Genomic DNA, 11,086 nt, shown 5'->3' with positions numbered 1-11,086 from the left:
TGATGCTTCGGGTAATCGAGCCACCGGCAAGCTTCCAGCATGGTCTGGATCAGCGCGCGCGATGTGTTCGGGTTTTGTGCCACAAAATCGCGGCGGCTCGCGAGCACTTTCTCCGGATGCTCCGGCCAGATCTGGCTCGTGACCGCGACCGTTTTGCCCGCGCCGCGCGCTTCGGCCACGGCGTTCCAGGGCTCGCCGACACACAGGCCGTCGAGTTCTCCGTCAATCAGCGCGTCGACCATTTGCGGCGGCGGGATCACGACGCTGCGGATATCGCGTATTGGATGCACGCCCTGAGACGCGAGCCAGTAGTAAAGCCACATGGCGTGGGTGCCGGTCGGGAAAGTCTGCGCAAACACTGGACGACGCCCTAGCGTGGCAAGCGCGTCTTTCAGGTTGCCGTGCTGTTTCAACGCCGCGGTCAGCCGGTTCGACAACGTGATCGCCTGCCCGTTGCGATTCAGGACCATGAGCACGGCCATATCGCCCTGCGGTCCGCCGATACCCATCTGCACGCCGCACACGAGACCATATAGCGCATGCGCTGCATCGATCTCGCCCGAAAGCAGCTTGTCGCGCACCGCCGCCCACGACGGCTGCCTGCACAACTCGAGCGTCAGGCCATGCCGATGACCAAACTCGAGGACCTTGGCGGCGACAAGCGGCGCAGCGTCGCTCAACGCCACGAAGCCGAGGCGTATATGCGTTTTCTCGGGCTTGCCGATGGAAGAGGGCGAGGAAATATTCATGTCGTTGCAGGCTACCCCAATAGATCAGCCATCGATACCAGTTGCCGGGCGACTTCAGCAAGTTTCATCCCCTGGTCCATTGCCCGTTTGCGCAGCAGGGCGTACGCGTCCTGCTCGGACATCTTGCGCCGGTCCATCAGGAGGCGCTTGGCTTTGTCGATGAGCTTTCTGTCCGCGAGTTCCGTCTCGGCATCTGCCAGGCGTTTGAGCAATTGCACTTCGCGTGCGAAACGCGCGAGCGCGACCTCTAGAATCGGCGCGAGCTTCTCCGCTTCGAGCCCTTCCACGAGGTACGCGCTGACGCCGGCGCCGACGGCATCGCGGATCAGTTGCTGGTCGCCATCGTTGCTGAACATGAGGACCGGCCGCGGCGCGGTCTCGTTCATCACGGCGAGCTGCTCGAGTGTGTCGCGCGATGGCGATTCTGTATCGATGATCACTACGTCCGGACGCTGCTCTTCCACCACTCTCGGCAAGGCCGCCGGGGTCGCGACTTCGGCGAGCATGTCATAACCCAGGCGTGCAAGTGCCTGGCGCAAATCGCCGATGGGTTTGTCAGTGTCGGTGACGAGAAGCACGCGAAGCATGGGGCAAGTGCCGGTATTTTTATTCAGGAGCAGCGAAGGCACTTCATGGGCACATCGCGCCGGTCAAGCGGCGCGCTGGACATCGGGCGCCGGTTGTTCGACCCACTGCATGGCCTCGCCAATCGCGTTGCCTATCAGAATCACGGCAGGGCTCGTCAAACCGGCTTCGGTTGCATCGATAGCCAGCCGATCCAGCGTCCCGAGCCATCGATGCTCTGCCGGCGTCCCTGCCCACTGCACGACGGCCGCGGGCGTGGAAGCGGGCAACGCGCTCATGAGCGAAGCGCACAGGCTTTCGATGCGGGTCATGCCCATATAGATGACGAGCGTTGTTCCGGTCGCTGCGAGCGCGGTCCAGTTCGGCTCGCCGTGGTCCTGCTTGTGCGCGGTGACGAAGGTCACGCCCTGGCAATGCTCGCGATGCGTCAGCGACACACCCAGGCTCGCCGCCGCCGCAAAACCCGACGATATCCCGTTGATGATATCGACGGGAATTTGCGCACGTCGCAACGCCGCGAGCTCTTCGCCGGCACGGCCGAACAACAGCGCGTCGCCACCTTTCACGCGCACGACGTGCAGGCCCTTCAACGCATACCGCTGCATCAGCCGTTCGATGAAAGCCTGCGGCGTCGATTTGCATCCGCCGCGCTTGCCCACGCGAATCACGCGTGCGCGTGGCGCCAGCGAGGCGATCCCGGGGTTCGCCAGATCGTCGAGCAAGACAATATCGGCGAGTGCGAGCGCTTTCGCGGCCTTGATGGTCAGCAGGTCGAGGTCGCCCGGGCCTGCGCTTAGCAAAGTAACCTTGCCGGTAGTCATGATGATGATGTCCTTTGGCGGCGTTCCAAAACAAAACGGCATCCGCTCGTGCTTGTGCACGAAGGGACGCCGTTGTCCTGGATCGCCGAAAGTAAGCGCAAGACGTCGTTGCCATGCGCTTGAAGGTAAATGCAATAAGCAGGCCAAGACGCGCAACCAAGCATGGACGTGAACGCCATTCGTCTGCCCGCACGTGTGCAGTGCCGCAGCGCACCGTAGCTGTGCTTTGCTGCATCAAAAAGCATCGGCGCTCATTTTGTGAATTGACGACAAACCCCGTAAAGCCCCGTGCTGCCGTATCCGAGCCCGCATGGCATACACCTTGCGTTTGATGTCGCCAACGGATCAACGACGATCTCGTCTTTTTGCCTCACGCAGCACCGTACTGCAGCACCCTATTGCAGCAGCCCCTATGGGCTTCTTGGACAACGGCGTCCCCTGAATTCAGTCAACTGGCTGGAATCACGGGACGCCTTTTTGTTTTGTGGAACGGCCATGTCAGATAAAGCAACGCGGATCGACCTCTTCAGTTTTCGCACGGCGCCAATGCGCGCTTTTCATCTCACGTGGATGGCATTCTTCGTGTGCTTCTTCGCGTGGTTCGCATGCGCGCCGCTGATGCCATTGATCCAGCGCGAGTTCGGTCTGTCGATCGATCAGGTTGCGAACATCAACATTGCAGCGGTCGCGGCGACCATCCTCGTACGCCTGATCATCGGCCCGATGTGCGATCGATACGGCCCGCGCAAGGTCTATACGGCGTTGCTTGTCCTGGGTGCTTTTCCAGTGCTGGCGGCAGCGCTTTCAGGCGGTTACACGAGCTTTCTTCTTGCGCGCCTGGGGATCGGTGCAGTGGGCGCGAGTTTCGTGATCACGCAATATCACACCTCGGTGATGTTCGCGCCGAACGTGGTCGGCACGGCTAACGCAACGAGCGCCGGATGGGGCAATGCAGGCGCGGGCGCGGCGCAAGCGCTGGTGCCCTTGTTGCTCGCAGCAATGCTTGCCCTGGGCGCAAGCGATGCATCGGCATGGCGCTATGCGCTCGTGGTGCCGGCCCTCGCCATGCCGCTCATGGCGGTGTTCTACTGGCGCCTGACGCAAGACTGCCCGCAAGGCAACTTCGATGAACTGCGCGCGCAAGGCATCACAATCGATGGCGGCAAGAAAGGCGGCTGGGCGAGCTTTCGTGCGGCGTGCGCGAACTATCGCGTATGGATGTTGTTCGTGACGTATGCGGCATGCTTCGGCGTCGAGGTGTTCATCCATAACATCGCCGCGATCTATTACGTCAACCATTTCCATCTTTCGTTGAAAACCGCGGGCCTTGCAGCGGGAAGCTTCGGCTTGCTCGCGCTCTTCGCACGCGCACTGGGCGGCTGGCTGTCCGACAAGTTTGCCGCGCGCCGCGGACTCGATGTGCGCTCCACCTTGTTGTTCGTGCTGATCGCGGGCGAGGGCCTCGGCTTGTACTGGTTCTCGCGTGAAACCAGCGTCGGGCTCGCCGTTATCGCGATGCTCTGCTTCGGTCTCTTCACGCACATGGCATGCGGCGCGACATATGCACTTGTGCCGTTCATCGACCGCAAGTCGCTTGGCGGCGTGGCCGGGATCATCGGCGCGGGCGGCAACGTGGGCGCAGTCGCGGCAGGCTTCCTGATGAAAGGTCTCGGCAACGTCCAGCAAACCCTGGCAATGCTCGGCGTGCTCGTCTCGATCTCCGCACTCTGCGCGCTGGCCGTGCGCTTCAGCACCGAGCACAAGGCACGCGAAGCCGAATTGCGCGCGGATGCATTGGGCATCAATAACAGCATTGCAAACTGAGAGCGTTCACATCATGAAAATCGTCGTCATCGGTCATGGAATGGTGGGGCACAAGCTTCTCGAATGCATCGCCGAAAAAGCAGGGCATGGACTCGACATCACTGTACTTTGCGAAGAACCGCGACCCGCCTATGACCGCGTGCATCTGTCGGAATTTTTCTCCGGCAAGACGGCGCAGGATCTGTCACTGGTCGAAGCGGGATTCTTCGAGCGCGAGAACGTGCGGCTCGAGCTCAACGCGAAAGCGGTGTCGATCGATCGCATGGCGCGGACGGTGACCGTGTCGAGCGGCGAAGTGCTGGGCTACGACAAGCTCGTTCTCGCAACCGGGTCCTATCCGTTCGTGCCGCCGGTGGCGGGTAACGACCGGGCTGACTGCTTTGTGTATCGGACGATTGAAGATCTGGAAGCGATGAAGGAATGCGGCGCGCGATCCAGGACCGGTGCGGTCGTGGGCGGCGGTCTGCTGGGACTGGAATGCGCGAAGGCGTTGTGTGATCTCGGGTTGCAGACGCACGTGGTGGAATTCGCACCGCGCCTGATGGCCGTACAAGTCGATGACAGCGGCGCACGCGTGCTGCGCAGCAAGATCGAAGAGCTGGGCGTGACGGTTCATACGCAGAAGAATACGGTCGCGATCATTGACGGCGAAGCGGGCACGCACCGCATGCAATTCTCCGATGACACGCATCTCGATACCGACATGATCGTGTTTTCGGCCGGCATTCGCCCGCGGGACGAAATCGCTCGTATCAGCGGCCTCGAAGTGGGTGCGCGCGGCGGTATCGTGATCGACGACAACTGCGTGACCAGCGACGAACACATCTACGCGATCGGCGAATGCGCGTTGTGGCAAGGGCAAGTGTTCGGTCTCGTCGCGCCGGGTTACGACATGGCGCGCGTGGTCGCGAAGCAGTTGCTCGGCGAAGCGCATGCGTTCGCGGGAGCCGACATGAGCACGAAACTGAAGCTCATGGGCGTGGACGTGGCAAGTATTGGCGACGCGCACGGCAAGACGCCGGGCAGCCGTGCGTACCAGTTCAGCGACGAACGCAAGCAGGTCTACAAGAAGATCGTCGTGTCGGATTGCGGCAAGTTCCTGCTCGGCGGCGTGATGGTCGGCGACGCGAACGAGTACGGCACCTTGCTCCAGATGATGCTGAACCGCATCGAGTTGCCGGAGTCGCCAGAGTTCCTGATTCTCCCTTCTTCCGATGGCCAGCAGAAGCCGGGTCTTGGCGTCGATGCGCTTCCTGTCTCGGCGCAGATCTGCTCGTGCAACGACGTATCGAAGGGGACGATTTGCGAAGCCGTGTGTGCCGGCGCGATGAGCATTGGCGCATTGAAGTCGGCGACCAAGGCAGGAACATCGTGCGGCGGGTGCGTGCCGCTCGTCACGCAAGTGATGAAGGCCGAGATGAAGAAGCAAGGGCTCGCGGTCAACAATCATGTGTGCGAGCACTTTGCGTTTTCGCGGCAGGAGCTTTATCACCTTGTGCGCGTCGAGCGCATCAAGACCTTTGGCGAATTGCTTGCCAAACACGGTCATGGACTGGGCTGCGATATCTGCAAGCCGACAGTGAGCAGCATTCTTGCATCGTGCTGGAACGAGTTCGTGTTGAAGAAGGAACACGCGAGCCTGCAGGACTCGAACGACTACTACCTCGCGAATATCCAGCGCGACGGAACGTACTCCGTCGTGCCGCGCATGGCTGGCGGCGAAGTGACACCCGATGGTTTGATCGCCGTCGGACAGGTCGCGAAGAAGTACGGGCTTTACACGAAGGTGACGGGCGGCGCGAGGGTCGACCTGTTCGGCGCGCGGGTCGAGCAACTGCCGTTCATCTGGGAAGAACTGATCGCCGCCGGGTTCGAATCGGGCCACGCGTACGGCAAGGCGGTGCGTACCGTGAAGTCGTGCGTTGGTTCGACGTGGTGCCGCTTTGGCGTGGGCGATTCCGTGGGCCTCGCGATCGATATCGAGAACCGCTACAAGGGCTTGCGCGCGCCGCACAAAATCAAGTTCGGCGTCTCCGGCTGCACGCGCGAATGCGCGGAAGCGCAGGGCAAGGACGTCGGCATCATCGCGACCGAGAAGGGTTGGAACCTTTACGTCTGCGGCAACGGTGGCATGAAACCGCGCCACGCTGAACTCCTTGCGGCGGATCTGGATGCGGTGACGCTCGTGAAATACATCGACCGCTTCCTGATGTTTTATGTGCGCACCGCTGACCGCTTGCAGCGCACGAGTGTCTGGCGCGACAACCTTGAAGGCGGTCTCGACTATCTGATCGATGTTGTCGTGCACGACAAGCTCGGCCTCGCCGCCGAACTCGAAGCCGAGATGCAGCACGTCGCCGATACCTACGAGTGCGAGTGGAAAAAAGCCGTCACCGATCCCGAAACCCGCAAGCGGTTCCGCCATTTCGTGAACAGCGACGCGTCCGACAACAACGTGAGTTTTGTCGAGGAGCGCGGGCAGATTCGTCCCGCTACGCCCGCTGAACGCAAGTTGATCGGCATCCCTGTCGTTGTCGAAACCGTTTGATGGAGGGCGTCATGAACATTGATCGAATTCCCGCAGCGTGGGTGCCCGTGTGCGCGCTCGATGACATCCTGCCGAACACCGGCGTATGCGCGCTGATCAACGGCACGCAAGTCGCGGTGTTTCATCTCGCCGATGGCGAAGGCGGCGTGTTCGCCATCGATAACTTCGATCCGGGATCGCAGGCCTCGGTGCTCTCGCGCGGACTGATCGGCAATCTGGGCGATCGCATTGTGGTCGCATCGCCGATCTACAAGCATCACTTCGACTTGCGCACCGGCGAGTGCCTCGAGATTCCTGCGAACTCGGTCAACGCGTTTGCAACGCGCGTCGAAGACGGACAAGTCTGGGTCGCGGTCTAACCGAAATGAACACCAGCACCGTCAAGTCTGTTTGCCCCTATTGCGGCGTTGGCTGCGGAATGGTCCTGCATGTCGAGGACGGGCAAGTGGTCAAGGTGTCGGGTGACAAGGAACATCCTGCCAACTTCGGGCGTCTTTGCACGAAAGGACAGTCCGCGCACGTTGCCTTGCGCAAATCGGGGCGCCTTGAAAGCGCGTTTATTCGTCACGCACGCGGTCAGGACCCAGTACCGCTTCCGATGACACAGGCGCTGACCGACACCGCTCACCGCCTGCGCGCCATCCTGGACAAACACGGCCCCGATGCGCTTTCTTTTTACGTCTCCGGCCAGATGTCGATAGAAGCGCAGTACCTTGTCAACAAGCTCGCAAAGGGGTTCGTGAGCACGAACAATATCGAGTCCAACTCGCGGCTGTGCATGGCGAGCGCAGGCAGCGGCTACAAGCTTTCGCTGGGAGCGGACGGGCCGCCGGGGTCGTATCAGGACATCGACAAGGCCAACCTGTTTTTTGTGATCGGCGCGAACATGGCCGACTGCCACCCGATCCTGTTTCTTCGCATGATGGACCGCGTGAAGGCGGGCGCGAAGCTGATCGTGGTCGATCCGCGCCGCAATGCTACCGCCGACAAAGCGGGGCTCTTCATGCAGATCAAGCCCGGCACCGACCTCGCGCTGATCAATGGTTTGCTGCATCTGTTGTACGAAAACGGGCATACGGACGCGGGTTTCATCGATGAAGCGACTGAGGGTTGGGACGCGATGCCCGCATTTCTCGCGGACTATACGCCCGCCAAGGTCGCCGCGATCACCGGCATTCCTGAAGCTGATATCCGCTGCGCGGCGCAATGGATCGGCGAAGCGCCGGAGTGGATGAGCTGCTGGACCATGGGCCTCAACCAGAGCACGCATGGCACGTGGAATACGAATGCCATCTGCAATCTGCATCTGGCGACGGGCAAGATCTGTCGTCCCGGCAGCGGCCCGTTCTCACTCACCGGTCAGCCCAACGCGATGGGCGGCCGCGAGATGGGATACATGGGTCCGGGCTTGCCGGGGCAGCGCTCGGTGCTCGTCGATGAAGACCGCGAGTTCATGGAAGACCTGTGGCGCATTCCGGAAGGCTCGCTCAGGACATCGGTGGGGAACGGCACCGTGGATATGTTTTCGCGCATGGCCGCCGGCAGCATCAAGGCGTGCTGGATCATCTGCACGAACCCGGTCGCAAGCGTGGCGAACCGCCAGACCGTGATCGCGGGATTGCAGGCCGCGGAGCTCGTCATTACGCAGGACGCCTTCCTCGATACCGAGACCAACCGCTACGCCGATGTCCTTCTGCCCGGCGCGTTATGGGCCGAAGCCGAAGGCGTGATGATCAACTCCGAGCGCAATATGACGCTCACGCAAAAGGCTGTCGATCCGCCGGGAACGGCCATGCCCGACTGGCAGATCGTCGCGCAAGTGGCGTGCGAAATGGGCTTCGCCGATGCGTTCAGCTATGCATCGGCAGAAGATGTGTTTGCGGAGATCGTGCGGACATCGAACGCGAAGACCGGCTACGACCTGCGCGGCGCGAGCCATGAACGGCTGCGCGAGTCGCCACTGCAATGGCCCGTTGAGAGAGACGCGGCATCTGATCGCAACCCGGTGCGTTACATCAACGATGGTGTACATCAGACATTGAAAGTGTCGCCCGATGGCAGCCGTCCTCGGCTCGTGTTTCCAACCGCGAGCGGCAAGGCTGTGTTCTTCGCGCGCCCGCACGTGCAGCCAGCCGAGATGCCGGACGTGGAGCGTCCTGTCGTGTTGAACACGGGTCGCTTGCAGCATCAGTGGCACACCATGACGAAGACCGGCAAGGTCGCAATGCTCAACAAGCTGAACCCGAAACCCTTTGTGGAAATCCATCCTGAAGATGCGGCGGCGTTGGGCATTGAAACGAAGGACGCCGTCGAGATCAGGTCGCGTCGCGGTCGTGCTGTGTTGCCGGCCGTCGTGACAGATCGCGTTCGCGCCGGCAACTGTTTTGCGCCGATGCACTGGAACGATGTCTATGGTGACGAGCTTTGCATCAACGCCGTGACCAATGATGCGGTCGATCCCATTTCGCAGCAGCCCGAATTCAAGTTCTGCGCCGTTGCGCTGAGTCGCGTTGCGCCTGGAACGAGCGACGTCATACCCGATACGCACGACGATCACACCGACATCACTCAGGAACCGGACATGTCCCGCATAGATGCCCTCTCCGCGTTGCTCGGCATCCCGGAAACGCCGGCGCCTCGACTCAGCGAGGTGGAGCGGTCGTACGTCGCCGGGTTCATGAGCGGGCTGAGGTCGAACGAGAGCCGCGCGGCTCAAGGTGTTCCCGTGTTGCCCCCCAGCGCGCCGTTTGCGCCGCAGACCCGCCTGTGGTTCGATGGCGTGCTTGCCGGTTTGTTCAGCCGCGCGGAAGGGGCCGTGGCTGTCCCGCAACAGGCGCATGAACCGGCGCATGAACCGGCGGTTCGCATCGTGCGGGCACGGCCGAAGGTCACTTTGTTGTGGGCATCGCAGACAGGCAACATCGAATCGTTGACCGAGCGCTATGCGACTCAGCTCATGGAGTCGGGCTTCGAGATTCGTACATCGTGCATGGATGATTTTGCGGTATCGGGCCTGGAAAAAGCGCAATACGTGCTGCTGATGACCAGCACGTTCGGCGATGGCGATGCACCCGATAACGGCCAAAGCTTCTGGGCCGAACTTCAAGCCGATAACGCACCGCGTCTGGACACCGTGCATTACGCGGTGCTCGCTTTCGGCGATCGCAACTACGACGCGTTCTGCGGCCACGGACGAAAACTGGATGCACGCATGCTGGAGCGCGGCGCTAGACGCCTCGCCGACCGCGTGGACTGCGATGTCGAATATCAACCCGATGCTGACGCCTGGCTCGAACGGATTGCCGCGCGCATGAAGGCGGAAGACGAAGCGCTGCATGCAGTTGCCGCCGATGGAATGATCCCTTCCGTTTTGCCTGGGACTGTTGCTTCGAAGGCGCATCCGGCTACGTCGCGGCTTGTAAAGAACTTGCGGCTGAACAAGCAGGGCGCGACGAAGGACACACGGTATTTCTCGCTAGCATCGAAGGACTCGGGCCTTGAATACGAAGTCGGCGATGCGTTGGGTGTGTGGCCGAGTAACTGCCCTGAACTCGTAGATGAACTCATCGGCCTGAGCCATCTTTCGCCCGATGCGCCTGTCACAGTAGCGGGTCCGGGCGAGATGCGCCTGGCCGATGCACTTGGCAAGCATTACGAAATCGCGCGGCCAAGCGCTGACGCGCTTGCGTTCATTGCGGCACGGACGGACAACGGCACGTTGAAGGACATGCTCCGGGAAGATCGCAAGGCTGATCTGAAGAAATGGCTCTGGGGCCAGCAGTTGGCGGACGTCCTGCACGAGTTTCCGGTGAAGCTTTCCGCGAATGAACTGACTGGAATGTTGAAGCGCATGCAACCGCGCCTGTATTCGATCGCGTCGAGTCCCAAGGCGCATGCCGACGAGATCCACCTGACCGTGTCGGCGGTACGCTACAACAATGGGCGGCGTCATCGAAAAGGTGTGTCATCGACTTTCCTGGCCGATCGCGCAGAAGACGTCAATGTCCCGGTGTTCGTGCAAAAGTCGGCGCATTTCCGGCTTCCGCGCAATGGCGATGTACCCATGATCATGGTCGGTCCCGGCACGGGCGTGGCGCCGTTTCGTGGCTTCCTGCATGAGCGCGAGGCCCGCGGCGATACCGGCCGCAACTGGCTGTTCTTCGGCGAGCAGCATGCCGCAACCGACTATTACTACGGCGATGAACTCGATGAAATGCGTCGCAAGGGCCTGCTGAACCGCCTTGATCTTGCGTTTTCTCGCGACCAGGCGGAGAAGATCTACGTGCAAGACCGGATGCGGGAGCAGGGCGCCGATCTGTGGAAGTGGCTCGAGGAAGGCGCGCATTTCTATGTTTGCGGCGACGCCAGCCGCATGGCGAAGGATGTGGATGCTGCCTTGAGATCCGTGGTGATTCAGCAGGGCGGCATGAGCGACGACAGGGCGCGGGACTACGTGGGCCGCATGGTGAAGGAAAAGCGCTATGTGCGGGATGTTTATTGAAGCAGTCCGACAGCGACCCGTCTGAAAAAATCAGCCTTTAGCCAAGGCTTCCCGATGC

At 61.4% G+C, this 11,086-nt stretch carries 7 protein-coding genes; 4 read left to right on the top strand and 3 right to left on the bottom strand.

Features of this window, described 5'->3' with window-relative positions:
* From ACFFAR_RS13600 to cobA, 3 genes are all read right to left on the bottom strand, one after another.
* Window positions 1-749: CmpA/NrtA family ABC transporter substrate-binding protein (locus ACFFAR_RS13600; RefSeq protein ID WP_375508004.1), on the bottom strand; the 749-nt coding region annotated here is incomplete at its 3' end.
* Window positions 750-760: 11 nt separating this feature from the next.
* On the bottom strand, window positions 761-1,336 hold the full coding sequence (locus tag ACFFAR_RS13595; protein WP_062002547.1) for an ANTAR domain-containing response regulator: 576 nt from the start codon (window positions 1,334-1,336) through the stop codon (window positions 761-763).
* A gap of 63 nt (window positions 1,337-1,399) precedes the next feature.
* Window positions 1,400-2,155 (bottom strand): uroporphyrinogen-III C-methyltransferase, encoded by a 756-nt coding sequence (cobA, locus tag ACFFAR_RS13590; RefSeq protein ID WP_174363352.1) that lies wholly within the window; start codon window positions 2,153-2,155, stop codon window positions 1,400-1,402.
* Between the two features lie 495 nt (window positions 2,156-2,650).
* On the opposite strand from cobA, the gene ACFFAR_RS13585 reads away from it, so the two are divergent.
* Genes ACFFAR_RS13585 through ACFFAR_RS13570 form a run of 4 tightly spaced genes read left to right on the top strand, consistent with a single transcriptional unit; the run spans window position 2,651 to window position 11,028 of the window.
* The gene (locus tag ACFFAR_RS13585) at window positions 2,651-3,979 is read left to right on the top strand and encodes an MFS transporter (RefSeq protein ID WP_174363351.1); all 1,329 of its coding nucleotides are present in this window, start codon (window positions 2,651-2,653) and stop codon (window positions 3,977-3,979) included.
* Between the two features lie 13 nt (window positions 3,980-3,992).
* Window positions 3,993-6,527 (top strand): nitrite reductase large subunit NirB, encoded by a 2,535-nt coding sequence (nirB, locus tag ACFFAR_RS13580; protein WP_174363350.1) that lies wholly within the window; start codon window positions 3,993-3,995, stop codon window positions 6,525-6,527.
* Between the two features lie 11 nt (window positions 6,528-6,538).
* The gene (gene nirD, locus ACFFAR_RS13575) at window positions 6,539-6,886 is read left to right on the top strand and encodes a nitrite reductase small subunit NirD (protein WP_062003619.1); all 348 of its coding nucleotides are present in this window, start codon (window positions 6,539-6,541) and stop codon (window positions 6,884-6,886) included.
* A 5-nt stretch (window positions 6,887-6,891) separates the two neighbouring features.
* A complete protein-coding gene (locus ACFFAR_RS13570) occupies window positions 6,892-11,028 on the top strand; it encodes a molybdopterin-dependent oxidoreductase (protein ID WP_375508003.1) in 4,137 nt (1,378 codons plus the stop codon).
* The last annotated feature ends 58 nt before the right edge of the window (window positions 11,029-11,086 follow it).

The sequence above is a fragment of the uncultured Caballeronia sp. genome (assembly GCF_964243625.1).
Taxonomy (GTDB): domain Bacteria; phylum Pseudomonadota; class Gammaproteobacteria; order Burkholderiales; family Burkholderiaceae; genus Caballeronia.
This window is presented reverse-complemented; position numbering and strand designations above follow the sequence as displayed.

What these genes read in the sequence shown, in the direction of transcription:
- ACFFAR_RS13595 (WP_062002547.1), bottom strand. Translation starts at nt 1,336, where the DNA reads ATGCTTCGCGTGCTTCTCGTCACCGACACTGACAAACCCATCGGCGAT.
- cobA (WP_174363352.1), bottom strand. Translation starts at nt 2,155, where the DNA reads ATGACTACCGGCAAGGTTACTTTGCTAAGCGCAGGCCCGGGCGACCTC.
- ACFFAR_RS13585 (WP_174363351.1), top strand. Translation starts at nt 2,651, where the DNA reads ATGTCAGATAAAGCAACGCGGATCGACCTCTTCAGTTTTCGCACGGCG.
- nirB (WP_174363350.1), top strand. Translation starts at nt 3,993, where the DNA reads ATGAAAATCGTCGTCATCGGTCATGGAATGGTGGGGCACAAGCTTCTC.
- nirD (WP_062003619.1), top strand. Translation starts at nt 6,539, where the DNA reads ATGAACATTGATCGAATTCCCGCAGCGTGGGTGCCCGTGTGCGCGCTC.
- ACFFAR_RS13570 (WP_375508003.1), top strand. Translation starts at nt 6,892, where the DNA reads ATGAACACCAGCACCGTCAAGTCTGTTTGCCCCTATTGCGGCGTTGGC.